This is a genomic window from Gordonia sp. OPL2, from assembly GCF_003797825.1.
Classification (GTDB): Bacteria; Actinomycetota; Actinomycetes; order Mycobacteriales; family Mycobacteriaceae; genus Gordonia.
The window spans coordinates 43,050-67,136 of sequence record NZ_RKME01000027.1 but is presented as its reverse complement, the minus strand read 5'-3'; the positions used below and the strand labels follow the sequence as shown (position 1 = coordinate 67,136).

Here is a 24,087-nt window from a genome sequence, read left to right as displayed (position 1 = left end):
GGCCGGGTCTCTGGTTACGGTGGGGCGTGGCCACCCAACGACCGACGATCGCGATCCTCGGGGCGCCCGACGTCCCGCCGCCGCCGAATCTGGACGAGATCTCCGAACTCGGCACCGTACGTTCGTGCACCGCGGAGACGCTGCCCGACGCGCTCGCGGGTTCGGACATCCTCCTCGTCTGGGACTTCTTCTCCCGAGCCTTGCGAGACAACTGGGGGCCGGCGACCGCCGGCCTGCGGTGGGTGCACGTGTGCGCCGCCGGGGTGGACTCGTTGCTGTTCGACGAACTCCGGGAGTCCGACATCGTGGTGACCAATGCGGCCGGCGTCTTCGATCAACCCATCGCCGAGTTCGTACTCGCGTCGATCCTGGCCCGGGACAAGCAATTACACCTCACCAAACGTTTGCAGCGGGAGCGTGCGTGGAAACACCGAGAGACGACGCGGACCGCTGGTTCCTCGGCCTTGGTGATCGGTACGGGCGGTATCGGCCGGGCCACTGCACGGTTGTTGCGGGCGGTCGGCGTGCGGGTCACCGGAGCGGGGCGGACGGCGCGCGAGAACGACCCCGACTTCGGCGCCGTGCTGGCGACCGACGACCTCGTGTCCTACGTCGGGCAGTTCGACAACGTCGTCGCCATCGCGCCGCTCACGCCGCAGACCGAACGGATGATCAATGCCGACGTGTTGTCGGCGATGCGGCCGGACGCACATCTGATCAACGTGGGTCGGGGCCAACTCGTCGACGAGGCGGCGCTGATCGCCGCGCTCGCCTCGGAGCAGATCGGGGCCGCATCGCTCGACGTGTTCACCGACGAGCCCCTCGACCCGGCGAGCCCGCTGTGGGTGATGGACAACGTGGCCGTCTCGCCGCACATGAGCGGTGACGTCATCGGGTGGCGGGCCGAGCTCGCTCGACAGTTCCTTGCCAACCTGCAGCAGTACGTGACCACCGACGGACCGCCCGCCGAGGTCCTCGGCAATGTCATCGACAAGAAGCGAGGTTATGTCGTGAGCGGCGGTCGCAGGGCGGGCGATAGTAGGCTGTAGCGCGATGACCATCGTGTATTTCGTGATCGCCGTGTTGGCACTCGCCGGTGCGGTCGCCCTGTTGTGGCTGGACCGCCAGCGATCGAGCGTCGCGCGCCATCAGCGTGCGGTCTGGGGCGATCAGCACGAGTTCAAGTTCCGTGAGTCGGACACCAAGCTGCGCAAGGTGTTTCATCGCGCCACGATGAACGCCCCGGATCGTGTCGCCGTGCAGGACGTCGCATTCGGCCATTACCACGGTGCAGAGGCCGTGGTCTTCGACCTCGCCGAGACCGCGACGGTGATCGCGGTGCGGCGGTCCACCCCGTCGTCGGTCGTCGTCGACCTGCGGCACGAGGACGTGCTGGCACCGGCCGAGGACGACGTCGAACTGCTCGGCGCGATGGGTCCGCGCGTCATCTTCTCCAACAACCTCGACGTCGCGCGGCGCGTGTGCGACCGCCGGATGGTGACGTTGGCCAACACCGCACCCAGCTACATCGAGGTGCTGTGGAACGAGGGCAACTGGGTGCTGGGGTCGATGCCGCTGACGACCGACGCCGAGCACCTCGACACCGCGCTCGACGTGGTGCGCAGGTTCACCGACCTGTTGCGGGTGTTGCCGCCGATCGTCGACCCGCAGGACGCCCCGGACCCCCGGGACCCACACGGGCCGATCCGTGCAGAACTCGCCGACGAGAAGACCGAGTCGATGCGCGACAAGCAGCGGCGCGCCCGGATCGCGGCCGCGGCCGAGGACGCACAGTCCCCGGACGAGGCGGCGCCGGAACCCACCCGCGCGTGGAGTGCCGCCCCCGAATCCGCGAAGCAGCCGTCGGCCGGCAAGCCCGTCACCGCGCCCCCGGCGTCGTCGACCGCGGGACGCCGGATGCAGCCGATGCCCGTCCGCCGTCCGACAGGCGGGGGATCGCGGGCCGCCGACCGTGAGGACGGACCGGCCACCCCACCGCCGGGTACCGGACGCCCGGCACGGCCGTACGATATGCCCCCGACCACGTCGTCGCCGACGGACCGGCCGAATCGTCACCGCAAGGACTGACGCCGGCGGGCGCCGCCGAGCACCCTCAGCGAGAAATGAGTCCTGACATGACCTCGTCCGCGCCCGTACCCCCGACCGTCAGCGAGGAAGGCCGCTCGCGATTGTCGGCTCTCGTCACCGAACTCGCGGTGGTGCATGGCCGGGTGACGTTGTCGTCGGGCAAGGAGGCCGACTACTACGTCGATCTACGGCGGGCGACGCTGCACCACGAGGCGTCACGGCTCATCGGCAGCCTGATGCGGGAACTGACGGCCGACTGGGAGTACGAGTCGGTCGGCGGTCTCACGCTCGGCGCCGACCCCGTCGCCACCTCGATCATGCACGCCGCCGGACGCGACATCGACTCGTTCGTGGTGCGCAAGGCGGCGAAGACGCACGGCATGCAACGCCGTATCGAAGGGCCCGACATCAGTGGCCGACGCGTGCTGGTGGTCGAGGACACCTCGACCACCGGAGCATCGCCGTCGGCAGCGGTGGAGGCGGCCCGCGAGGCGGGGGCGGTCGTCGTCGGCGTGGCCACTGTCGTCGACCGCGCGACCGGTGCCGACGAGGTGATCTCCGCACTCGGCGTGCCATACCGCTCGTTGCTCGGGCTGGGCGACCTCGGTCTGGGCTGAGCGGTGGCCGAACCGGAACCTACCGAGTGGCAGGCCGGTCCGCCGCGCGACGTGACAGGCGCTGCCGAACCGGGACCCACCGAGTGGCAGGCCGGACCGCCGCGCGACGTGACAGGCGCTGCCGAACCGGGACCCACCGAGTGGCAGGCCGGACCAACCGTGGGTGTCGGGCCGTGGGTCGACGAGCACGACGGCCCGGTCCCGACCGATCCTCGGTACGATGCCGACCTGCTGGCCACCGGCGACACACGCAATGTCGTTGATGAGTACCGGTATTGGACGCGTGAGGCCATCGTCGCCGACATCGACGCGCGACGCCATCCGTTCCACGTCGCCATCGAGAACTTCGCGCATGACGCCAACATCGGGACGGTCGTGCGGACGGCGAACGCCTTCGCGGCCGCAGCGGTGCACATCGTCGGACGTCGGCGGTGGAACCGTCGGGGTGCGATGGTGACCGATCGCTATCAGCATCTGATGCACCATGATTCGGTCGAGGATCTCCTCGCCTGGGCCCGTGGCGAGGGTCTCGCGGTCGTCGCCGTCGACAACACGCCGGGAGCGCGTCCACTCGAAACAGCCGACCTGCCGCGCGGCTGCGTGCTGTTGTTCGGGCAGGAGGGCCCGGGTGTGAGCGAGGACGCGCAGCAATCGGCCGACATGACCGTGTCGATCGCCCAGTTCGGCTCGACGCGGAGCATCAATGCCGGTGTGGCAGCAGGGATCGCGATGCACGCGTGGGTTCGGCAACATGCCGATCTCGATCGCGCGTGGTGACGGTCTGCCACCTCGGATCCGGTCCGCAACCTCAGATCCTGCCGCAACCTCAGATCTTGCGCAGCGCCTCGGCCATTCGGTTCGCCGAATCGAGAGCAACGGTTCGACCTGCGCCGACGACACGTTGGAGCCGCGTCGGTGGTCGCGGCGGTGTGACGGTGACGGTGTCGCCGATGGAGACATCTCCGGTTCGGACGATCTCGGCATAGACGCCGAGGTAGCGATCGGAGGTGGATGCGACGGCGCGGGTGAGCCGCTTGTCGAGCGGGAGGTCGACGTGGGCACGGCTCGGCACGACACATCGGACGGTCTTCATCACGATCCGAAGCCGTGCGCTTCCGAGATCGACGGTGGCGTTGGTCCATTCGGATTCGGGTAGACCGTCGTCGGTGCCGCCGACGAGAACGTTGGGCCGGAATCGGCGGGAGTCGAGCCGCTCTTCGCCGACGGCTTCGGCGATCGTGGCGACACTGGCCTCGGTGAGCAGATGGACCGGGCACAGGTCGACGAAGGTCCCCGGCGGCGTCGCGTTGCGCGCGAGCGTCGACAGGGCCCGCGCGTTCATCTCGGAGATCTTGGGCAGTCGCTCGTCGGATGCGATGCCGAGGTCGCGGGCGAGGGCCTGCGGAGTCAGCGATCCCGCGCGTTCGCGCCACGAGAGTCGATGGGCGCGTGGCTCATCGGGGAGTGGCACCAGTCGGACCTCGCGGTCCAGTGCCGACGACAGCGCGGCGTGGACGGCGGGATCGTCGCTGTGGTGTTCGGCGCCGTCCGGTGTGGTCACGATGACCGCGGGTGCTCGGCCCGGACCGGCGTCGGGGCCGGGCGGCTGGTCGTAGCGGGCGGAGAACTGCAGCACAGCGGGTAGTCGGCGGGCCGAGATCGTGGTGTCGCGCTCGACATCGTGCAACGCCCACAACCGGTCCCCGTGCACCCCGCGGGCGCCGAACGTCAGGGTGTCGAGGGCTTCGCCCGCCATGGACTTCACCGGATGGCGCCACAGTCGGGTGACGTGAGCGGCGGTGTCGGTCATCGGTCACCTCGGGGTCGTCGCGGGCACCTGTTCGTGGCTCACCGTAACCGATCATTCACTTGCGCAATCGGGTCGACCCGGGAAGAGTTACCAGCCGTGTCGACTCTGCGGTTGCGCTCTGCGATCATCACTGTCCTGACCTCCGTCGTCGTCTTGACGGGTGTCTTCGCGAGCGGAGGTGCCGGTGCCGCCCCGACGATGGCGCCCGCCGGGTTCATCCCGGCCCAGCTGGTCGGCCCGTATGCGTCGGATGTCCCGCCGTCGGGCACGTACCTGCCTGTGCTGGACGGCTTCTCGGATCTGCGCGCCCGGCATCGTCCGGTCATCGCGTCGAACCTGGCCCAGGTGGTGCGGATCAACAACTCGGCCACGGCCGCCCAGCAGCGCGATGCCATCGCGATCAACTACGACGACCGCCTGGTGTCGTTGTCGGAGGCGCTCGGCGACCGACTGGGCACGGTGTTCCGCCAGTTGCTCGCCGCGGGCAGGCTGCCGAAGGTCGACGCACTGGCCGGCGGTGACACCGCCCGTGCCGGGCTTCCGCTGGGGACCACGCTGCTGGAGAAGGAGATCTACGACAACCCGCGTCCGTTCGTCGTCGCCCCGGCGTCGATCAAGCGTTATGACAAGCCGGGCGGACACCTCTACGCCGAGCTGGCCGGCAACGGATCGTATCCGTCGGGCCACACCAACATGGCGTACTGGAAGGGGGCGCTGCTCGCGTACTGGCTGCCGGAACTGGGGCCGCAGATCATCGCGCGGGCGGGCGAGATCGGGCGCTCACGGATAGTCCTCGGTGTGCACTACCCGCTCGACGTGATGGGTGGCCGCCTGATGGGCATGGACATCGCGGCGGCACGCCTGCGCGACCCCGGTTTCGCCGCGCTCGTCGACCAGGCCGGCGTGCAGCTGCGCGATCAGCTGCAGCGGGCAGTCGGCGTTCCGCTCGACGAGTTCATCGCCCGCGACACCGCGTACCTCACCACCCAGCAGGCGGTCAACGAGCACCGGGCGCTGATGACGTACGGGTTCGACGTGATCAACCCCGGCCAGGTGAACTCCATCCCGCCGTCGGCGGCGGCCCTGCTGCGCAGCCGGTTCCCCGGACTCTCCGATGCTCAGCGCCTGGACATCCTGCGACGTACCGCCATTCGTTCCGGCTACCCGCTGGATCAGGCGGGGCGCAACGGCGGATGGTTGCGGATCGACCTGGCGGCGGCGTACGCGGCGAAGCCGTGATCTCTAGGCGGGGCATCGCCTGACGAAACAGCTGTTGCGATCCACTCCGGATGGCGGAACGGATCGCAACCGCCGTCGACGGTGGAACCGCTCGCGGGTCCCGTGCGTCAGATCCGCATGGATGGTGCGGATCGGTTGCGGCCTTTCCTCGCGGAGCGAGACGGAGTGATCGCCCGATGGCAGGCCCAGGAACTCGGGGTGAGCCTGTCGGGGATCCAGCGCCGCGTCGAATCCGGGGAGTGGCTCAGGGTCGTCGCGGGGGTCTATCGCGCAGCGGATCATCCCCGCAGCCTGCGCGCGCGGCCCACCGCGAGGCCACGCTCGCGGTGGGCCGCACCGCTGTCCTGAGCGACGGGACCGCGGCGTGGTGGACGAAACTGGTGACCGGCTTCCCGAGCCAGATCACGGTGACGACGAGCGCCAAGGGACGCCACCTCCGGAGCACGCCCGGAACCAGGGTCCGTCACCGGACTCTCGACCAGCGGGACATCACCGTGGTGGACGGACTACGCGTCACCACGCCTGCGTTGACGGTGCTCGAAGCCACGATCGACATCGGCAACTCCGTCATGGACAACGCCCTACTTCTCGACCATGTCACTCTTGACGACTTGTCCGATGCTCATACGCGGTATCCGGGCCGGATCGGCTCGGGCGAGGCACGTCGTCTTCTGGCAGCGATGGAATCGGGGGCACGCAGCGAGGCGGAGCGGGTGACGACGGAGATCTTCCGAAGCCGCGGAATCGACGGGTGGAAGGCGAATCACGAGGTGTGCGGGCATGAAGCGGACTTCGTCTTCGAGGAGTCGACGCTCATCGTCGAGATCGACGGGTTCGCGTTCCACCGTGATGCGAAGACGTTTCAGCGTGACCGGACGAAGCGGAACGCGTGGATTGCTGCGGGGTGGACGACCCTGAACTTCACGTGGACGGACATCGCGACTCGTGCGGACCATGTGGCGAGAGCGGTGTCCCGACAGCTCTGACGAAACAGCGGTTGCGATCCGCTCCGGAAGGCGGAACGGATCGCAACCGCTGAGTGAGGTCTTCGGTCAGTGGCCCCGGCGGGACGGATCGCTCGACGGCGCCTGGGCGTCGTCGTCGAGGGCGGACTCCGGATCCGGCAACGGCTTCGAGGCGGTTTTGCGGGAGCGCAGGTAGCGCTTGCCGATCTCGCTGATGATCGGGATGACCGACAGGAACACGATCAGCAGGAAGATGAGGTCGACGTTGTCGCGGATGAACGCGATCTGGCCGAGGAAGTAACCGAGCAGCGTGACGCCGGCACCCCAGACGATCGCGCCGACGACGTTGTAGGTGAGGAAGACCGAGTAGCGCATCTTGGCGGCGCCCGCGACGAGCGGTGCGTAGGTCCGCACGATGGGGACGAACCGAGCGAGGAAGATGGTGATCGGGCCGTGCTTCTCGAAGAACGCGTGAGCCTCTTCGATGTAGGACTGCTTGAGGACCTTCGCGTCCGGCTTGAAGAGTGAGTATCCGAGCCGGTTGCCGATCCAATATCCGACCTGGTCGCCGAGGAACGCGGCGATCGGGATCGTCACCAACAGCACCCACAGCGGCGCGAACGGCTCGATATCGGTGGACTTCGCGGCGACGATCAGACCTGCGGTGAACAGCAGGGAGTCACCGGGGAGCAGCGGGAACAGCAATCCCGACTCGATGAAGACGACCAGCAGCAGACCGGCCAGGACCCAGGTGCCGAAGGAGTTCAGCAGATTGACGGGATCCAGGAAGCCGGGCAGCAACGCCAGGTTCGTGGTCGTGGTGGCAAGCGCGGTGTCGATCACGGGGTCCTAGCGTACCTGGGTTCCTGGCGTCCACCGCATTTCTGATCTGGGAGGAACCTGGGAAACACCGACCCGGTCACGTCACGACGAACGGTCGTCCACGGCGGCGTCGGACGCGTAGAGCCGATGTTGCGCGAAAGCGACGAGACCGACCACCGCCGCGCCCAGGACGAACAGTCCGAGGGCGGCCGGCCACTCGTCGCCGATGCCGAGCGCCTGGCCCTCCGGCGTCTGCCACGGCCACAGCGCGCGCAGTGAACCGAGCAGGAGTCCGGCCGCCGCGATCATCGCGGCCGTGTGGTGTCGTTCGAGGATCCACTCGAGGACGCGGACGAAGGTGACCAGTCCGAGTAGAGCGCCGAGGGCGAAAACCGCCAGATAGGACAGGTCTCGTTCGTCGACGGCGGACATCGTCGGCGCGTAGATCCCGACGACCAGCAGAAAGAACGATCCGGAGACTCCGGGCAACACGAGCGCGCAGACCGCGATGGCCGCAGCGCAGAACACCAGCACGAGCGGCGGGTCGTCGATGGCCGTCCGCGGCAGCGACGTCAGGACGAACACGGCGATCGCCATGACGACGAACAGCGCCGCGGCGTTGAGCTTCGCGCGGCGTGTGTCCAGTGAGCCCGGACGGATCTCGAGGAACGGGACGACGATCGACGTCGCAATCATCCCCATGAACAAGGCCTTGGAGTAGACGGGCTGCTCCGTGACGAACGTCTCCATGACGCCGGCGATCGAGAAGACCGCGATCGCCATACCCGCGGCGACCGGCAGCATCAGCCACCAGTCGACTCGCCGTGCGGCGTCACGCCACTCGCCGCGCGTGAGCATCAGGCGCGGGACGTCGGTGAGGTCCTTCGCCGACGCGATCAGCCGGCTGTAGATGCCCGTGACAAGTGCGACCGTCCCGCCGGACACGCCGGGAACGGTCTCGGCCAATCCCATGAGCCCGCCGCGCAGCACGTTGCCGGCGGTTCGCGCGATCGTCGGTTTCGGAGGACGGGACCCGGCGGTCGCCGCGGCCGGATCGATGGACGGTTCGGTGGCCATCACAGAGCCATCGTATCGGGCATAACGGGCTCGCAGTCGCGCTCGGCCGGCGCCGTCGGAGTGTCGATGCAGGCGCGCCGCGCGACCGGGGTACCTGCCATACTGAGACGCGATGGCAACTCGCGCCAGCGAGAGATCCCCTACGTGCGAAGGATTCGTCGATGCCCATTGCAACGCCAGAGCAGTACGCAGAGATGTTCGACAAGGCGAAGAAGGGGGGATACGCATTCCCCGCGATCAACTGCACCTCGTCGTCGACGATCAATGCCGCGATCAAGGGTTTCGCCGACGCCGGCAGTGACGGGATCATCCAGTTCTCGACCGGTGGCGCGGAATTCGGTTCGGGCCTGGGCGTGAAGGACATGGTGACCGGCGGGGTCGCGCTGGCCGAGTTCGCCCATGTGGTCGCCGACCGTTATGACGTCACCATCGGTCTGCACACGGACCACTGCCCGAAGGACAAGCTGGACACCTACGTGCGTCCGCTGCTGGCCATCTCGCAGGAGCGCGTTGACGCAGGCAAGAACCCGCTGTTCCAGTCGCACATGTGGGACGGCAGTGCCGTGCCGCTCGACGAGAATCTCGAGATCGCGAAGGATCTGCTGGCGAAGGCCGGTGCCGCCAAGATCATCCTGGAGATCGAGATCGGGGTCGTCGGCGGTGAAGAGGACGGCGTCGAGAACGAGATCAACGACAAGCTGTTCACCACCCCGGAGGACTTCGAGAAGACCCTCGAGGCGCTCGGTGCGAGCGACTCCGGCAACCGGTACCTGTTGGCCGCCACCTTCGGCAACGTCCACGGCGTGTACAAGCCGGGCAACGTGAAGCTGCGTCCCGACGTGCTCAACACCGGTCAGGAGGTCGCGGTCAAGAAGCTCGGCCTGGCCGACGGCAGCAAGCCCTTCGACTTCGTGTTCCACGGCGGTTCGGGATCGCTGAAGAGCGAGATCGAGGAAGCCCTGAGCTACGGCGTCGTCAAGATGAACGTCGACACCGACACGCAGTACGCCTACACCCGCCCGGTCGCCGGCCACATGCTGAGCAACTACGACGGTGTGCTCAAGGTCGACGGCGACGTCGGCAACAAGAAGGTCTACGACCCGCGCAGCTGGTCGAAGAAGGCCGAGGCGTCGATGTCCGAGCGCGTTGTCGAGGCATGCAACGACCTCAAGTCGAACGGCAAGTCGATCAGCGCCTGACGCTTCGCGTCACCTGACATCCTCCGACAGCGCCCGGTCCGCCGGGCGCTGTCGGCGTTTGCGGGTACGGCCTGGTCAGAGTGTTGCGAGGCCGACGACGACGCCGACCGCGAGTGCGAGCATCACGAGGGCGGCCAGGATGACCGGGAGGTCGATCCGACGACGCGGCGGCCGCGTGGACATCGCTGGGCGTGCGGCCTTGCGCCGGATGTGCAACGGCCGGGTCGGTGGCTCGAACAGGACCTGAGGGGTCGTCGGAGGTGTGTCCGAGTCCGTCCGAGGCGGAGCGGGTGGGGTGTGGTGGTGCACCCAGGTGTCGTGGTGTGGCAGGCGGGTCGCGGGTCCGTTGCCGGTCACTGCGGCGTGCACACCTTCCAATCATCGCCCGACTTCTGCAGGTTGATCGTGACGATCTGCGGATCCGCGGGCCGCCCGCTGTGCACCGCGTTGACCTCGACGACCGCCTGATTGCCGTCGTCGGTGACCTTGACGGCCTTCACCTCGCTGACCTGGACGAGCTCGTTGCGGGCCTTCTGGCCGTCGTAGATCTTCTGGAAGTCGGAGTCGCTGATCGACGCGTAGAACTGGTTGCGCTCGCCGCAGGTCACCGTCCGGAGCGTCTCGAGATCACCTTCGTAGAGCGCGGTCGAGAACTTCTCGGCGGCGTCGGCGGCCTCGTCGGCGGGGGCCGGCGGACGCAGGTTGAGGTAGGCGAACACCGCTGCCGCCGCGGCGATGACGACGACCACAGCGGCTCCGAGGAGCAGCGGCCAGCGCTTGCGCCCACGCGATTCGGTCGACTGGGCGGAGGCGGTGGTGGCCTTGTCCCGGCCGTCACCCTTGCCCTTGCCGGGGATCACCTCAGGCTTGTGAGCGGTCGTCGACCAGCCCTGAGAGGCCGAGGTCTTGGCGTCCGCGGGTGCCGACGACGACGCGCCCGCCGCAGCGGCGCCTGCTGCCGCGGCAGCCCCCGCTGCGGCCGCTCCCGCTGCGGGGGTGGGCTTCGTGACCGGCCGGGTGGAGGTGTCGTCGTCCGGGTCGGCCGCGGGATCGGTGTCGGCCGGGAACGCCGTGGTCGTGGCGGTGTCGTCGTCCGCGTCGCGGTCCGACGGCGATTCGACTGCGGCCTTGCCGGAGGTCGGGACCGGGGTCGTGTCGTCGGCGGACGTGTCGCCGGTCGTACTGTCGTCGACGGCGTCGATCTCGGACAGATCGTCGAGGTCGTCGGGGTCCGGCAGGTCGTCGCGCCGGATGACCGTCGTCGCGGAGTCGCTCGGTCCGATCCCCGACTTCTTGGCTGCGGGTGTCTCGGTCGTCGTGGAGTCCGCGTCGTCGGCGTCCTCGGTGGCCGATGCGTCGTCGACGGCATCGATGCTGTCGAGGTCCTCGAGCTCGGTGATGTCGGGCAGGTCCTCGCGCCGGATCACCTTCGTGGCGGAGTCGATTCCTCGGCCGCCCTTGGGTTTCGGTCGTGCGGCCGGCGGGGCGGGAGTCGTGTCCGGGGTGTCGGATTTGTCGGTCGCGGGATCGGCGGTGTCAGCGTCGGGAGTCTCGTCGGCCGGACGTACGGAGTCCTCGGACTCGGTCTCGATCGTGGACTCCGATTCGGCCTCGACCGGATCCGGCTGCTCCACCTCTGCGTTCGCCGACTCTGTGGCCGCTGCCTCTGTGTCTGACGACTCGGTAGCGGTCTCGGCGTCGTCCGCTACGACGGCGTCAGGAGATGCGCTGTCTGCGTCCCCGGCGGCCGCGGCCTCGTCGGCACTCTCGGTATCTGCGGCCTCGGTGTCTGCGGTCTTGGCCGCGGCAGACTCGTCGAGCTTCTGCTCGGCGGTGGCCTCGCCGGACCCGTCGGCGTGACTGGACTCGTCGGCGTCATCGGTCGTGGACTCGTCGGAGACACCCGTGGCAGTCTCGTCGTCCGAGCCCTCGGCGGGGTCCTCGGAGGACGGGCTCTCGACGGCATCTGGGGAACCGGAGTTTGCCGACTCGGTCTCAATCGACTCGCCCTCTGCCGACTCGGTCTCGGTCGCCTCGGCGCTCTCCGCGCTGTCGGCAGTGGTGTCGGTGTCGACGTCGGTTGCGTCGACGTCCGTCCCCTCGTCGCTCGAATCCGTCACACCGTCTGCGTTCGTCGAATCGGTCACCGCTGCGTCGTCGCCCTTCGTGCTCTCCACCCAGGAATCGTCCGGGCCCCTGCGGCCGCCCTGCCCCGCCTGGTCGTTACCGCGATTGCGCCACGCGGAGAGGGCGCGACCGACCAATGACTCCTTGTCGTCCCGTGATGGAGGCATCGTCGTATACACCCCGCCTTCTCCGAACTAGAAGTGTTTCGGCGTCCCCTGTCCCGTGTGAGCTCCGCCGAGCTGGTCGCGTCGTGGCCGACCGCGCCATTCACCCTAGCGAATGCTCTCCGGATCCAGCACTCGGTGGGCGGGGAATCGTCGTCGCTGATGCTTGAATGGAGGCGTGACTTCTTTCGGAGATCTTCTCGGACCGCAACCGGTGCTGCTCACAGGTGATGACGAGGCCGAATCGGACCTTCTCAACGGGGCCGACCCGGCCGCCACCGCAGCCGCGCACCCGACCGCATCGATCGCGTGGGCCCACCTCGCCGATGCCGCGCTGGCCGGCGCCGACGACGGCGCCGACATCGGCAAGGTGATCCAGGCGTACGCCTACGCGCGCACGGGTTACCACCGCGGACTCGATCAGCTGCGACGACATGGCTGGAAGGGCTTCGGTCCGGTGCCGTGGTCGCACGAGCCCAACCAGGGGTTCCTGCGCTGTGTCGGTGCGCTCGCACGTGCCGCCAAGTACATCGGTGAGGAAGACGAGTACCTGCGCTGCCTCGACCTCCTCAACGACAGCGACCCGGCCGCGGCCCAGCAACTCGGACTGGCTTGACCGACTGGCTGCGTCGACGACTGAACTCGTTGCCGCCGCCCGTGCGGCGACGGGTTCGCCGATTGTGGCTGTCGCTGGTCCCGATCGCCCAGTGTTCCCTGGCCGCCGGGGTGGCCTGGTGGGTCGCGGTCCACGTGTTCGGTCATCCGCAGCCGTTCTTCGCGCCGATCGCGGCCGTCATCTCGCTCGGACTGTCCCTCGGTAAACGCTGGCGTCGGACGGTCGAGCTGGTCGCCGGTGTGGCGATCGGCATCCTCGTCGGCGATCTCCTCATCTCGGTCATCGGTTCCGGGACGTGGCAGATCGTCGTCGTCATCGCCCTGGCGATGGGCATCGCCGTCTTCCTCGACGACGGCCCGCTGATCCCGATGCAGGCCGCGTCGTCGGCGGCGCTCGTCGCGACCCTGCTGCCGCCGGGTGGGGTCGGCGGCTTCCATCGGGCGATCGACGCGCTGATCGGCGGGGTCATCGGCATCCTGGTCGGCGCGTTGTTCCCGGTGAACCCGGCGCATCGGGCACGCCGGGACGCCGCGGGCGTGCTCGCCACCCTGCGCGACGCCGCGGGACGCCTCGCCGGCGGCCTGCGCGCGATGGACGAGGACGAGGTCCTCGCCGCGCTGACCTCGGCGCGTGGCACCCAGGAGGCGATCAACACCATGCGCGCCGACATGCGTGGTGGGCAGGAGGTCAGCACGATCTCCCCGCTCTACTGGGGCTCGCGTGAACGGCTGGAACGGATCTCGGCGACCGCCGATCCGATCGACAACGCCGTCCGCAACTTCCGCGTGATCGCGCGCCGGTCGCTGGGCATGACCCAGCGCGGCGAACGCCTCGATCCCGAGCTGGTCGACATCATCGCCGAGATCGGCGAGGCCTTCGAGGTGCTGCGGGAGATGATGATCGCCAAACCGGGGGAGGAGCCCGACCAGGCCGACGCCGCGCGCGTGTTGCGGACCGTCGCCCGTAAGGCCAAACCCGAACTCGTCTCGCACAGCACGCTGTCCGAGACCGCCGTGCTCGCCGAGTTGCGGTCGCTGCTGATCGACATGCTGATGATCGCCGGGCTGCGCAGATCGTCGGCCACGGCCACCCTGCGCTGACCGCCGGGAATTCTGTCCCGTGGGACCACGCTCTTGTCATATATGCGAAAACACGCATATATTGGCGACAAATGGGTCACTCACATTCGCACACGCACTCCGAACCGGTCGGTTCGGTCGGGAACCGTCGCATCTGGCCGATGGCCGTCGCCGTCGCGATCATCGGCGGCTACTTCGTCGTCGAGCTGGTCACCGGCATCATCGTCAACTCGCTGGCGCTGATCGCCGACGCCGGTCACATGCTCACCGACGTCGCCGCGCTGGTGATGGGTCTCATCGCGTTGCTGCTGGCCAAGCACGGCTCGGCCACCGACGACCGTAGTTTCGGATGGCATCGCGCGGAGGTGTTCACCGCGGTCGCCAACGCCGTGCTGCTGATCGGGGTCGCGGTCTTCGTCCTCTATGAGGCGATCCGTCGGATCGGCACAGACCCGGAGGTCCCCGGACTCACGCTCATCGTCGTCGCGCTGATCGGCCTGCTCGTCAATCTCGCGGTGATGCTGTTGTTGCGGTCGGATGCGCAGGGTTCGATCGCCGTGCGCGGCGCCTATCTCGAGGTGCTCGCCGACGCCGTCGGCAGTGTCGGCGTCCTGATCGCCGGCATCGTCGCGCTCACCACCGGGTGGGGATACGCCGACATCGTTGTCGCCGTCCTCATCGCACTGTGGGTGGTGCCCCGCGCGATTCGTCTCGCACTCGACGCGCTCCGCATCCTCAATCAACAGGCCCCCGCACACATCGACGTCGACGCGCTGCGCACCGAGCTCGCCGCGATCCCCGCCGTCGACGACGTGCACGACCTGCACGTGTGGTCGCTGACCACCGGAATGGACGTCGCGACCGTGCACCTCGACAGCGACGGCCCGAACCAGGACGTCCTCACCGCCGCCCAGGCCGTGATGGCTCGCCACGGCCTGGAGCACGCCACCATCCAGGTCGACCCACACGATGTCCAGCGACGCTGCCGCGACGAACTGCAGTGGTGAGGCACGCCCGTCCGCGGTGATCGCGCGCGATCATCACACCGCTCGCCGACAGCCACCCCGACTCCGGAACATCACCGTGGTTCGCAACCAGGGTGATGTCCCGAACAGCGGGTGGCTGCCGGAAGCGCGTCGAAAACCGCTCGCGCGCCGCACGACGGGGCGCCATGCTGGCAACCATGCCCTCAGACGACCTCTCCACCCTCACCCGTAAACCCGAGCGCGGGGGTGAGCGCGCGCTGCTCGACGAGATCCTCGACGAGGCGACTGTCGGCGTGCTGTCGACGGTCACCGACGACGGGCTGCCGTGGTCGGTGCCGATGCTCGCCGCCCGTGACGGCGACCGACTCCTCGTGCACGGATCGTCCGGCGCCGGGGCACTGCGCCACGTCGCGGCCGGTGCGCCGGTCACCTTCACCGCCTTCATCGTCGACGGCCTCGTCGTCGCGGACACGCTCTTCGACCATTCGGTGAACTACCGATCGGCCGTCGTCCGCGGGCGGCTCGAAACCGTATCCGCCGATGACGCGCAACGCTCGCTCGACGTCTTCTCCGACGCGATCCTGCCCGGACGCAGCGCCGAGGTCCGCGATCACACGCGAAAGGAGTTGTCGGCCACGGCAATCCTGGCGCTACCCATCGTCGACGGCGGGTGGCTGGCGAAGGCGCGGGCCGGCGGTCCCGGATCGGGCGACGACACCCACGGCTGGACCGGGCACATCCCGACCCGCCGGGTCTACGACGAGCCGATCACCGACCACGACGGCGAGCTACCGGACTCGGTGGCCGGGCTCTATCGCCAGAAGACGAACAGGTCCCACCCGTAGGACGCGAGCGCGCTGGGCACACCGGACAGACCGAAGAGCCAATACACCAGATCGAAGAAGGCGCGGTTCAGGAACGGGATGAACAAGAGCGCGAACACGATCAGGAATCCGTAGGGCGCGACCTTCTCCATCGAGAACCGGGTCTTGTCCGACAGATACGGCTCGATCGCGCCGTAGCCGTCGAATCCCGGGACCGGCAGGAGGTTGAGTACGGCCGCGGTGATCTGGAGGAACGCCAGCATCGACAGGGCGGCCCACAGGTTGAAGCCCTCGGAGACGTAGAGGACCCCACCCCCGCCCCAGGAACCAGAGCCCTGCGCGCCGAACGACTCCGGAGATGCGAACCGCACGACCGCCAACAGGATCGCGGCCAGGACGGCATTGGTGAACGGCCCGGCCAACGACACGATGGTGCGCTGGGCGCGGGTGAATCCGTGCTGGTTGACGTACACCGCGCCACCGGGAAAACCGATGCCGCCCAACAGGATGATGAGCAGTGGCAGGCCGATGGACAGGCCGGGATGGGTGTAGCGCAACGGATTCAGCGTGAGATATCCGCGCAGCTCGGCATTGCGGTCGCCGAACCGGAACGCGGTGACCGCATGCGCGAACTCGTGCAGGCACAGCGAGATCACCCAGCCGGCGAGCACGATCAGCAGCGTGCCGCCGACGGATTCGAGGTTGCGGCCCGGCTCCGAACCGGCCACGATCCACCCGCCGACGACGGCGACGACGACCAGGCCGAGGAACAGCGGGCCCGGCCGGATCGCGCGCAGGATCTCGCGTGTCGACGGGCGCAGCGGTGTCGCGGTCATGGCCGCACCAGCAGCAGATCGGTGTCATGCCGATAAAAGGTGGAGCGTTTGAGCACGCGTGGGGTCACCACACCCTCCCGTTCGACGACGATATTGGTCCCGCCGGTCTGGGCGGCCCGGCCATGGAGCCAACGACCGGGCAGCAGCAGGCGTTCCACCTGGGCGCGCAGCCCGGGTTCGTCGGGGGTCGGTTCGATGCGGACCGACCCCACCTCACCGGTGAAGAGGCGCTCGCTGTCGACATAGGTCTCGCCGTGCAGCTTGGCGCCCTCGGCGCCGAGGTGGCGAGCCCGCCCGACCAGGACGGTCGCCGCATCGTCGCGGATCAGTGGAACCGCGGATGCCTGGCCGTTCTCGGCGAGCTCGCGCGCCGCCGGGCCGTGCGGGAGCCCGTAGCGCTTCGTGGCCTGCGTCGCCTCTGCCGGCACGTATGCGACCTCGACGTCGAGGCGTTCGGTCACCATCAGTGCGGCCAGCACGTGGGCGAAGAAGAGGTCCGACTCGTCGCCGAGGTTGGGTGCGACCCGCTCGGCGACCCGGGGTTCGACGAACAGACGCGTGACAGCCCGGTCGGACACCGCGGCGGCCACCGCGGCCCGGATCGCCTTCTTGTCGTCGGAGCGGGAGTCCTGAGAGATCAGCGCAAACGGCACGTGGATAGCGTATCGAGAGGCCGGAACAAGTAGGGTTGGCCTGTTGTTCAGCGTGCCAACTCAAAGGAGTAACCGACCATGGCCGCGATCGTGCTGATCGGCGCCCAGTGGGGTGACGAGGGCAAAGGCAAGGCGACCGACCTCCTCGGAGGAAAGTTGCAGTGGGTTGTCCGCTATCAGGGCGGTAACAACGCGGGTCACACCGTGGTGCTGCCGAACGGTGAGACCTTCGCCCTGCACCTGATCCCGTCCGGCATCCTGACGCCGGGCGTCAAGAACGTCATCGGCAACGGTGTCGTCGTCGACCCGGGTGTCCTGCTCACCGAGCTCGGCGGGCTGGAGGATCGCGACGTCGACACCACGGGCCTGCTCATCTCGGCCGACGCCCACCTGTTGATGCCGTACCACGTGGCCATCGACAAGGTCACCGAACGCTTCTTGGGCAACAAGAAGATCGGTACCACCGGCCGCGGCATCGGACCGTGCTACCAGGACAAGATCGCGCGTGTCGGGGTCCGCGCCGCCGACGTGCTCGACGAGAAGATCCTGGCGCAGAAGGTCGAGGCGGCCCTCGAGCTGAAGAACCAGATCCTGGTCAAGATCTACAATCGCCGGGCCCTGGACCCAGCCCAGGTCGTCGACGAGGTACTCACCCAGGCAGAGGGTTTCAAACACCGCATCGCCGACACCCGGCTACTGCTCAACCAGGCACTCGAACGCGGGGAGACCGTTCTGCTCGAGGGCTCGCAGGGCACTCTCCTCGACGTCGACCACGGCACCTACCCGTATGTGACGTCGTCGAACCCGACATCGGGTGGCGCGGCGGTCGGATCCGGCATCGGCCCCAACAAGATCACCACCGTCCTGGGCATCCTGAAGGCGTACACCACGCGCGTCGGCTCGGGACCGTTCCCGACCGAACTGTTCGACGAGTGGGGTGCCTACCTCGCGAAGACCGGCGGAGAGGTCGGCGTGACGACCGGCCGCGCGCGTCGTTGCGGTTGGTTCGACGCCGTGATCGCGCGGTACGCGACCCGCGTCAACGGCATCACCGACTACTTCCTCACCAAGCTCGACGTGCTGTCCAGCCTGGACACCGTGCCGATCTGCGTCGCCTACGAGATCGACGGCGAGCGCGTCGACGACATGCCGATGACCCAGACCGACTTCCATCATGCGAAGCCGATCTACGAGGAGATGCCCGGGTGGTGGGAGGACATCTCCCAATGCAGGCGGTTCGAGGATCTGCCGAAGAACGCGCAGGACTACATCCTCCGGCTCGAAGAGCTTGCCGGCGCGCATATCTCGTGCATCGGTGTGGGCCCGGGTCGCGAGCAGACCATCGTCCGCCGGGAGATCGTGTAGCAGAAGCGGATTCGAGGGGGCGGGGCAATGGCGCGGGGAAGCCGTGACTACGGTTCGATCCTGCTCGGGTCGAAGTCGGAGGGTGGTACCCGGCAACGCGTTCGCATCCAGACCCTGCTGACCACCTTCATCGTCGTCGCGAACCTGATCGGTGCGACGTTGGCGATCGCGTTGTCGGCGGTCGGGATTCCGCAGCCGACACTGATCCAGTCGAAGCTGTGGTGGATCAACTTCATCGCGGTACCCGTGTACGTCGTCGTCGCCTTCGTCGTCGGCACGACACTCGGCACCGTGGTCGTGGTGCGCGACCTGCGATGGGCGATACGTGACCAGCGGCCCACCGCCAAGGACGCCCGTCGGGCGAATCGTGCTCCCTGGCAACTGGTTCTGATCCAGGGCGTGCTCTGGGGCGTTGCGACGATCATGTTCACCATCATGTACGGCGTCCTCGACCCGAACCTGATCCCGAAGATGTTCTTCGTCGTCGGGTTGAGCGGATTCGTCGTCGTGGCGGTGTCCTACCTGCTGATCGAGTTCGCTCTGCGGCCGGTTGCGGCCGAGGTCATCACCGCCGGATATCGGCGTCGCAAGCGAAGTGGCGTCCGGTCGCGGTCGATCGTGTCGTGGACCGTCGGTTCGGGCATCCCGATCGTCGGCATCCTGCTGGTCGTGTTCTTCGGCGCTTTTCGTGAGGACACCTCGAAACTCGATCTGTTCGTCGGTGTCACCGTCCTCGCGGTGATCGCCCTGTCGACCGGGCTGCTCCTGACGGTGCTGACCAGTATCAGCGTCACCGCCCCCATCCGCAGCGTCCGCAACGCGATGAATCGTGTTCAGCGGGGCGAGATCTCCGACGTCGACCTCGTCGTCTACGACGGCACGGAACTCGGTGATCTGCAGGTGGGGTTCAACGGCATGGTGTCCGGACTGCGTGAACGCGACCGGATGCGCGATCTCTTCGGTCGCCACGTCGGTCGTGACGTCGCCGAGGCCGCGCTACAACGGGATCCGGAACTCGGCGGCTCCGAGCGGACCGTCGCGGTGGTGTTCGTCGACGTGATCGGCTCGACGACCCTTGCCGCCGGACGCAGCCCGACCGAGGTCGTCGAGATCCTGAACCGGTTCTTCGCGGTGATCGTGTCGGCGGTGGAGGAACACGGCGGTCTGGTCAACAAATTCGAGGGCGACGCGGTGCTCGCGATCTTCGGTGCGCCCATCGACCTCGACGACCCGGCCGGTGCCGCCCTCGCGGCCGCGCGGACCATCGCGCACGGCCTCGCCGACGATGTCCCGGACATCTCTGCCGGACTCGGGGTGAGTCATGGTCCGGTGGTGGCCGGAAACGTCGGCGCCATCGAACGATTCGAGTACACGGTGATCGGCGATCCGGTCAACGAGAGTGCTCGACTCTCGGAACTGGCCAAACGGGATCCGACGCGACCGCTCGCCGCGGGACGTGCTGTGGACGCGGCCGACCCGGCCGAGGCGCAGCGGTGGGAGCGTCTGGAGACGACCGAACTGCGCGGCCGCACCGAAGAGACCGAGGTCTATGCGGCCAGGATCGGCGAACCCGAGGAGCTTTGATCCCTGAGGAGCGAGGCGGCCGATCCCTGAGAAGCGGGGCGTCACGCAGCGCCCGATCCCTGAGGAGCGAGGCGATAGCCGAGCGTCACGAAGGGCGGCCCCTTCGTGACGTTCCTCCGCTGGCGCTCCGGAACTCCTCAGGGAGCAGGCGATCTGGGCGCTCCGGAACTCCTCAGGGAGCGAAAGGATCTGCGCGCTTGGCAATCCTCAGGGATCAGGTGATCTGGGTGCTCCGGGATTCCGCAGGGAGCAGGTGGATCTGCGCGCTTCGGAACGCCTCAGGGAGCGAGAGTATCTGCGCGCTGGGCAATCCTCAGGGATCGAGTGGTCGATCCATCTGTCCCTCGGTGAAATCGAGGCGGCGCAGCGCCGAACGCAGCACCTCGTCGTCGATCCGGCCGGCGTCACGTTCGTCGATGAAGACCGCTCGCTGAATCTGCAGGAGCTCCATACGCATCCGGTTGCCGGCGGCGGTCGGGCTCTCACCGATGTCCTCCGGCCCACGGCCGAGTTCCTCCCAGGCGACATTGCGCTGGGTGGTCACCCACTTGCGGAGCATCATCACCTGATGTCGACGGGGGTCGTCGTCGGCGAGGCCTGCTGCCACCTCGTCGAGGTGGCGTTCGGACTCCCGGGACGCACGGTCCTGCGCACCGGCAAACGCCAGCCGGTCCCGTTCGGCGTCGTCACCGGCCACTCCGAATCGCCGGATCATCGGGCCCAACGTGGTGCCCTGGATGAGCAGCGTCCCGACGACGACCACGAATGTCAGGAACAGGATCTCGGCGCGCGCCGGGAACGGCTCACCGGAGTCGGTGACCAGCGGGATGGCGAAGGCGGCCGCCAGGGACACCACGCCGCGCATGCCGGCCCAGCCGACGATGAAGACCGCCTTGGGGGTCGGCAGCGGTTCGCGTTGCCGGATCCGGGCGGAGAACACCCGCGGCAGGTAGGTGGCCGGGTAGACCCACAGGAAGCGGGCGACGATCACCGCGACCAGCACCACGGCCGCGTCGATGGCCACCTGTGCCCAGGACTCGCCGGCGAGCCCGCGGATCAGGAACGGCAACTGCAGGCCGATCAACAGGAAGACGAGTGACTCGAGGATCGCGTCGAGGGACTTGCGGGCCGCGTCGTCCTGCAGGCGGGTGGCGTAACCGAGGCGCACCGAGCGCTGACCGAGGAACAGGCCGGCGACGACGACCGCGATCACGCCCGACGCATGCGCCTCCTCGGCGACGTAGTAGGTGGCGAACGGGACGAGAATGCCGATGGCGGTCTCCATCGGTGGGTCGGTCAGCCACAGCCGGAGCCACGACACCGCGTATCCGACGACCAGGCCGATGACCACGCCGCCGACAGCGGCGATCGCGAAGGTCGCGAGCCCCTCCCACAGCGAGGCGGTCGCGCCGACGACCGCCGCCAACGCCACTCGGTAGGCGGTCAGCGCGGTCGCGTCGTTCAGCAGACTCTCGCCGCCCAACAGCGTCATCAGACGTCGGGGCAGACCCACGCGTCGGCCGATGGCCTGCGCCGACACCGCGTCCGGTGGTGCCACCACCGCTCCCAGTACCAGCGCTGCGGCGAGGGGGAGATGGGGCACGGTCCAGTAGGCGACCAGCCCGACGACCAGTGTGGAGAACAACGGCAGGCCGATGGCCAGCAACCCGATCGCCCGCCGATTCGCCCGGATGGCCTGATATGAGCTCTCCTGGGCTGCGGAGTACAGCAGCGGCGGCAGGATCAGGAACAACACGAGTTCGGGATCGAGCTCGACCTCGGGGGTACCGGGTATCCACCCGATACAGAGTCCGGCGAGGACGAGGATCAGCGGCGCCGACAACCCGTACCGCCGGCACAGGGCGGCGACGATGACGGCGACCACCGCCACCAGCAACAGCGATGCGCTCACCGGAGAAACCTATCCCGCCCGCGACGACGGCGGTGAACGCGGAGCGATCGGCGATAATGACGGCATGCGCATGTTCCGGCGATCCCCAGCAGAACAAGCCGAGTCCGCGGCACCACGGACCGACATCCCGGACGGTCGGTGCGCTGAACTGGGCACCCTCGGGGTCGACGTCACCGCCGACCCCGATCCCCGCGTCGGTGATCTCAGCGCGTGCGAGGAATGCACGCAACTCGGCGAACATCATTGGGCACATCTGCGGATCTGTCTGACCTGCGGACACGTCGGCTGCTGCGACTCCAGCCCGCGGCGGCACGCCACGTCGCATTTCGAGGAGAGCGGCCACCCGGTGATGCGTTCGGCGGAGCCGGGCGAGGTCTGGCGATGGTGCTATCTCCACGAGGTGATGGGCTGAACTGCACGTAGGATCTGGTCATGACGTCAGACAGCCACAGCGCTCCCGAGGCGTCGGTGCCGCCCGACGGTGATCCACAGGCGTCGGCCGGTCCCGACGCGGTCGCGGCTCCGGCGCCGGTCGAGCCGGCCGCCCCGCCGGCCCGCACCGCACCGCCGGTCGGTCCGCCCGCGGTACTCGGCACCCCGTTGAGTCCGACCGCGACCAAGGTGATGGTCCTCGGTGCCGGTGAGCTCGGCAAAGAGGTCATCATCGCGTTTCAACGGCTCGGTGTCGAGGTGATCGCGGTCGACCGGTACGCAGACGCACCCGGTCATCAGGTCGCCCATCACGCCGAGGTCATCGACATGACCGACGCCGACGCCGTGCTCGGTCTCATCGAACGTCACCAGCCGCACTACGTCGTGCCGGAGATCGAGGCGATAGCGACGCAGGCGCTGGTGCAGGTCGAGGAGCGCGGGCTGGCCGAGGTCATCCCGACCGCGCGTGCCGTCGTCGCGACCATGAACCGCGAAGGCATCCGACGTCTGGCCGACGAAGAACTCGGCCTGCCGACATCGCCCTACCTGTTCGCGTCATCGCTGGAGGAACTCGAAGCGGCGGTGCAGGAGATCGGTTTCCCGTGTGTGGTGAAGCCGGTGATGTCGTCGTCGGGCAAGGGACAGACCGTGCTGCGCGCCCCCGCCGACATCGGGGTCGCGTGGGACACCGCGACGACCGGCGCCCGCGTGCAGGGTGAGCGGGTGATCGTCGAGGGATTCATCGAATTCGACTACGAGATCACCCTGCTGACGGTGCGTGCCGTCGATCCCGCGACCGGACGTCTCGCGTCGTACTTCTGTGCCCCGATCGGGCATCAGCAGGTCTCCGGCGACTACGTGGAGAGCTGGCAGCCGCATGAGATGAGCACCGACGCCCTCGGCGCTGCGACGTCCATCGCCGCGCGGATCGCCACCGCGCTGGGCGACGGTCGTCTCGGCGGCCGCGGCATCTTCGGGGTCGAACTGTTCGTCAAGGGTGACGACGTCTACTTCTCCGAGGTCAGTCCGCGCCCGCACGACACCGGGCTGGTCACCCTTGCCACACAACGGCTCTCGGAGTTCGAAATGCACGCGCGGGCCATCCTCGGTCTGCCCGTCGACGTCACGCTCGCCTCACCCGGCGCGTCCGCCGTCATCTACGGGCAGCTCGACGAACCCGCGATCGGATTCACCGACGTGGCCCGGGCACTCGCGGTGCCGGAGACCGACATCCGTCTGTTCGGCAAACCTCAGAGCTTCCATCGCCGCCGCATGGGTGTCGTCACCGCGACGGCCGACGACGTCGACACGGCGCGCCGCCGCGCTGTGCAGGCCGCGTCGATGGTGACGCCCGTGCCGGGACGTCCGTTCGAACGTGCGGTGCCTGCACCCATCGTCGGGCAGTCGACCCCGGCCGTGCGACCGCCCGCACCACCGCAGCCGCCCGCACGCCCCGCAGGCCCGAGTGGCCCCGGTGGACCGGCCGGGCCCCCACCGCGCAACGGCCCGGTCCCGCCGCCGGGTGCACGACCCGGTCCGCTTCCACCCCGCGGTCCGATGCCGCCACGGGGCGTCCCCGGCCGACCCGCCGGACCTCCGCCGCGTCAGGTTCCGCCGCCCGCGGCCGGCCGGCCCGCCTCACCGCCGCCGCCCCGACAGTCGAATCCCTCACGCGCCACGGTCGACTAGCGG

23 protein-coding genes are annotated in these 24,087 nt (G+C 68.4%); 15 read left to right on the top strand and 8 right to left on the bottom strand.

Annotated elements, in window-relative coordinates; genetic code table 11:
* Nucleotides 1-26 precede the first annotated feature (26 nt).
* The 4 genes from EEB19_RS21245 (at nucleotide 27) to EEB19_RS21230 (ending at nucleotide 3,482) form a co-directional block, all read left to right on the top strand.
* A complete protein-coding gene (locus tag EEB19_RS21245; protein ID WP_187589347.1) occupies nucleotides 27-1,049 on the top strand; it encodes a D-2-hydroxyacid dehydrogenase in 1,023 nt (340 codons plus the stop codon).
* Nucleotides 1,050-1,053: 4 nt separating this feature from the next.
* The gene (locus EEB19_RS21240; RefSeq protein WP_187589346.1) at nucleotides 1,054-2,088 is read left to right on the top strand and encodes a hypothetical protein; all 1,035 of its coding nucleotides are present in this window, start codon (nucleotides 1,054-1,056) and stop codon (nucleotides 2,086-2,088) included.
* A gap of 47 nt (nucleotides 2,089-2,135) precedes the next feature.
* Entirely contained in the window at nucleotides 2,136-2,705 is a 570-nt protein-coding gene (gene pyrE / locus EEB19_RS21235; RefSeq protein WP_187589345.1) for an orotate phosphoribosyltransferase, read from the top strand.
* A gap of 108 nt (nucleotides 2,706-2,813) precedes the next feature.
* The gene (locus tag EEB19_RS21230; RefSeq protein WP_187589354.1) at nucleotides 2,814-3,482 is read left to right on the top strand and encodes a TrmH family RNA methyltransferase; all 669 of its coding nucleotides are present in this window, start codon (nucleotides 2,814-2,816) and stop codon (nucleotides 3,480-3,482) included.
* Between the two features lie 49 nt (nucleotides 3,483-3,531).
* Here EEB19_RS21230 and EEB19_RS21225 read toward each other — a convergent pair whose 3' ends face one another.
* On the bottom strand, nucleotides 3,532-4,515 hold the full coding sequence (locus EEB19_RS21225; protein WP_187589344.1) for an MOSC domain-containing protein: 984 nt from the start codon (nucleotides 4,513-4,515) through the stop codon (nucleotides 3,532-3,534).
* A gap of 96 nt (nucleotides 4,516-4,611) precedes the next feature.
* On the opposite strand from EEB19_RS21225, the gene EEB19_RS21220 reads away from it, so the two are divergent.
* Complete coding sequence (locus EEB19_RS21220) at nucleotides 4,612-5,754, top strand: phosphatase PAP2 family protein (protein ID WP_262365839.1); 1,143 nt, start codon at nucleotides 4,612-4,614, stop codon at nucleotides 5,752-5,754.
* Between the two features lie 326 nt (nucleotides 5,755-6,080).
* Nucleotides 6,081-6,740 (top strand): endonuclease domain-containing protein, encoded by a 660-nt coding sequence (locus EEB19_RS21215; protein WP_262365838.1) that lies wholly within the window; start codon nucleotides 6,081-6,083, stop codon nucleotides 6,738-6,740.
* Between the two features lie 66 nt (nucleotides 6,741-6,806).
* On the opposite strand, the gene EEB19_RS21210 is transcribed toward EEB19_RS21215, so the two are convergent.
* Together EEB19_RS21210 and EEB19_RS21205 are read right to left on the bottom strand one after the other, a co-directional pair.
* Nucleotides 6,807-7,562 (bottom strand): VTT domain-containing protein, encoded by a 756-nt coding sequence (locus tag EEB19_RS21210; RefSeq protein ID WP_262365837.1) that lies wholly within the window; start codon nucleotides 7,560-7,562, stop codon nucleotides 6,807-6,809.
* 81 nt (nucleotides 7,563-7,643) lie between these two features.
* Nucleotides 7,644-8,618, bottom strand: a complete 975-nt coding sequence (locus EEB19_RS21205) for a DUF368 domain-containing protein (RefSeq protein ID WP_187589342.1) — start codon at nucleotides 8,616-8,618, stop codon at nucleotides 7,644-7,646.
* A gap of 161 nt (nucleotides 8,619-8,779) precedes the next feature.
* On the opposite strand from EEB19_RS21205, the gene fbaA reads away from it, so the two are divergent.
* A complete protein-coding gene (gene fbaA / locus EEB19_RS21200) occupies nucleotides 8,780-9,817 on the top strand; it encodes a class II fructose-bisphosphate aldolase (RefSeq protein WP_187589341.1) in 1,038 nt (345 codons plus the stop codon).
* Between the two features lie 75 nt (nucleotides 9,818-9,892).
* On the opposite strand, the gene EEB19_RS21195 is transcribed toward fbaA, so the two are convergent.
* Both EEB19_RS21195 and EEB19_RS21190 read right to left on the bottom strand, forming a co-directional pair.
* Entirely contained in the window at nucleotides 9,893-10,174 is a 282-nt protein-coding gene (locus EEB19_RS21195; protein ID WP_187589340.1) for a hypothetical protein, read from the bottom strand.
* A complete protein-coding gene (locus EEB19_RS21190; RefSeq protein ID WP_187589339.1) occupies nucleotides 10,171-12,111 on the bottom strand; it encodes a DUF4878 domain-containing protein in 1,941 nt (646 codons plus the stop codon). Before EEB19_RS21190 ends, EEB19_RS21195 begins: the two co-directional genes overlap by 4 nt.
* Before the next feature lie 175 nt (nucleotides 12,112-12,286).
* Here EEB19_RS21190 and EEB19_RS21185 point away from each other — a divergent pair, with 175 nt between their 5' ends.
* The 4 genes from EEB19_RS21185 to EEB19_RS21170 all read left to right on the top strand — a co-directional run bounded on the left by EEB19_RS21185 (nucleotide 12,287) and on the right by EEB19_RS21170 (nucleotide 15,634).
* Nucleotides 12,287-12,724, top strand: coding sequence for a DUF3151 domain-containing protein (locus tag EEB19_RS21185; RefSeq protein WP_187589338.1), 438 nt, complete (start codon nucleotides 12,287-12,289; stop codon nucleotides 12,722-12,724).
* Nucleotides 12,721-13,824: an aromatic acid exporter family protein gene (locus tag EEB19_RS21180; RefSeq protein ID WP_187589337.1), complete on the top strand. Its 1,104-nt coding sequence runs from the start codon at nucleotides 12,721-12,723 to the stop codon at nucleotides 13,822-13,824. The genes EEB19_RS21185 and EEB19_RS21180 overlap by 4 nt, the downstream gene beginning before the upstream one ends.
* Nucleotides 13,825-13,895: 71 nt before the next feature.
* On the top strand, nucleotides 13,896-14,810 hold the full coding sequence (locus tag EEB19_RS21175; protein WP_187589336.1) for a cation diffusion facilitator family transporter: 915 nt from the start codon (nucleotides 13,896-13,898) through the stop codon (nucleotides 14,808-14,810).
* A gap of 176 nt (nucleotides 14,811-14,986) precedes the next feature.
* Nucleotides 14,987-15,634, top strand: coding sequence for a pyridoxamine 5'-phosphate oxidase family protein (locus EEB19_RS21170; RefSeq protein WP_262365836.1), 648 nt, complete (start codon nucleotides 14,987-14,989; stop codon nucleotides 15,632-15,634).
* On the opposite strand, the gene EEB19_RS21165 is transcribed toward EEB19_RS21170, so the two are convergent.
* Together EEB19_RS21165 and EEB19_RS21160 are read right to left on the bottom strand one after the other, a co-directional pair.
* Nucleotides 15,601-16,449, bottom strand: a complete 849-nt coding sequence (locus EEB19_RS21165; protein ID WP_187589334.1) for a site-2 protease family protein — start codon at nucleotides 16,447-16,449, stop codon at nucleotides 15,601-15,603. The genes EEB19_RS21170 and EEB19_RS21165 overlap by 34 nt on opposite strands.
* Entirely contained in the window at nucleotides 16,446-17,102 is a 657-nt protein-coding gene (locus tag EEB19_RS21160) for a hypothetical protein (RefSeq protein WP_187589333.1), read from the bottom strand. The genes EEB19_RS21165 and EEB19_RS21160 overlap by 4 nt, the downstream gene beginning before the upstream one ends.
* A gap of 78 nt (nucleotides 17,103-17,180) precedes the next feature.
* Between EEB19_RS21160 and EEB19_RS21155 the strand changes: the two genes are divergently transcribed.
* Both EEB19_RS21155 and EEB19_RS21150 read left to right on the top strand, forming a co-directional pair.
* Complete coding sequence (locus EEB19_RS21155) at nucleotides 17,181-18,467, top strand: adenylosuccinate synthase (protein WP_187589332.1); 1,287 nt, start codon at nucleotides 17,181-17,183, stop codon at nucleotides 18,465-18,467.
* Between the two features lie 27 nt (nucleotides 18,468-18,494).
* Complete coding sequence (locus EEB19_RS21150) at nucleotides 18,495-20,051, top strand: adenylate/guanylate cyclase domain-containing protein (protein ID WP_187589331.1); 1,557 nt, start codon at nucleotides 18,495-18,497, stop codon at nucleotides 20,049-20,051.
* A gap of 313 nt (nucleotides 20,052-20,364) precedes the next feature.
* On the opposite strand, the gene EEB19_RS21145 is transcribed toward EEB19_RS21150, so the two are convergent.
* Nucleotides 20,365-21,963 (bottom strand): Na+/H+ antiporter, encoded by a 1,599-nt coding sequence (locus tag EEB19_RS21145; protein WP_187589330.1) that lies wholly within the window; start codon nucleotides 21,961-21,963, stop codon nucleotides 20,365-20,367.
* A gap of 70 nt (nucleotides 21,964-22,033) precedes the next feature.
* Between EEB19_RS21145 and EEB19_RS21140 the strand changes: the two genes are divergently transcribed.
* Complete coding sequence (locus tag EEB19_RS21140) at nucleotides 22,034-22,375, top strand: UBP-type zinc finger domain-containing protein (protein ID WP_262365840.1); 342 nt, start codon at nucleotides 22,034-22,036, stop codon at nucleotides 22,373-22,375.
* A gap of 20 nt (nucleotides 22,376-22,395) precedes the next feature.
* Nucleotides 22,396-24,084, top strand: a complete 1,689-nt coding sequence (purT, locus tag EEB19_RS21135; protein ID WP_187589329.1) for a formate-dependent phosphoribosylglycinamide formyltransferase — start codon at nucleotides 22,396-22,398, stop codon at nucleotides 24,082-24,084.
* Nucleotides 24,085-24,087 lie beyond the last annotated feature (3 nt).

What these genes read in the sequence shown, in the direction of transcription:
- EEB19_RS21205 (WP_187589342.1), bottom strand. Translation starts at nt 8,618, where the DNA reads ATGGCCACCGAACCGTCCATCGATCCGGCCGCGGCGACCGCCGGGTCC.
- EEB19_RS21155 (WP_187589332.1), top strand. Translation starts at nt 17,181, where the DNA reads ATGGCCGCGATCGTGCTGATCGGCGCCCAGTGGGGTGACGAGGGCAAA.
- EEB19_RS21240 (WP_187589346.1), top strand. Translation starts at nt 1,054, where the DNA reads ATGACCATCGTGTATTTCGTGATCGCCGTGTTGGCACTCGCCGGTGCG.
- EEB19_RS21150 (WP_187589331.1), top strand. Translation starts at nt 18,495, where the DNA reads ATGGCGCGGGGAAGCCGTGACTACGGTTCGATCCTGCTCGGGTCGAAG.
- EEB19_RS21175 (WP_187589336.1), top strand. Translation starts at nt 13,896, where the DNA reads ATGGGTCACTCACATTCGCACACGCACTCCGAACCGGTCGGTTCGGTC.
- EEB19_RS21190 (WP_187589339.1), bottom strand. Translation starts at nt 12,111, where the DNA reads ATGCCTCCATCACGGGACGACAAGGAGTCATTGGTCGGTCGCGCCCTC.
- EEB19_RS21170 (WP_262365836.1), top strand. Translation starts at nt 14,987, where the DNA reads ATGCCCTCAGACGACCTCTCCACCCTCACCCGTAAACCCGAGCGCGGG.
- pyrE (WP_187589345.1), top strand. Translation starts at nt 2,136, where the DNA reads ATGACCTCGTCCGCGCCCGTACCCCCGACCGTCAGCGAGGAAGGCCGC.
- EEB19_RS21225 (WP_187589344.1), bottom strand. Translation starts at nt 4,515, where the DNA reads ATGACCGACACCGCCGCTCACGTCACCCGACTGTGGCGCCATCCGGTG.
- purT (WP_187589329.1), top strand. Translation starts at nt 22,396, where the DNA reads ATGACGTCAGACAGCCACAGCGCTCCCGAGGCGTCGGTGCCGCCCGAC.
- fbaA (WP_187589341.1), top strand. Translation starts at nt 8,780, where the DNA reads ATGCCCATTGCAACGCCAGAGCAGTACGCAGAGATGTTCGACAAGGCG.
- EEB19_RS21165 (WP_187589334.1), bottom strand. Translation starts at nt 16,449, where the DNA reads ATGACCGCGACACCGCTGCGCCCGTCGACACGCGAGATCCTGCGCGCG.
- EEB19_RS21140 (WP_262365840.1), top strand. Translation starts at nt 22,034, where the DNA reads ATGTTCCGGCGATCCCCAGCAGAACAAGCCGAGTCCGCGGCACCACGG.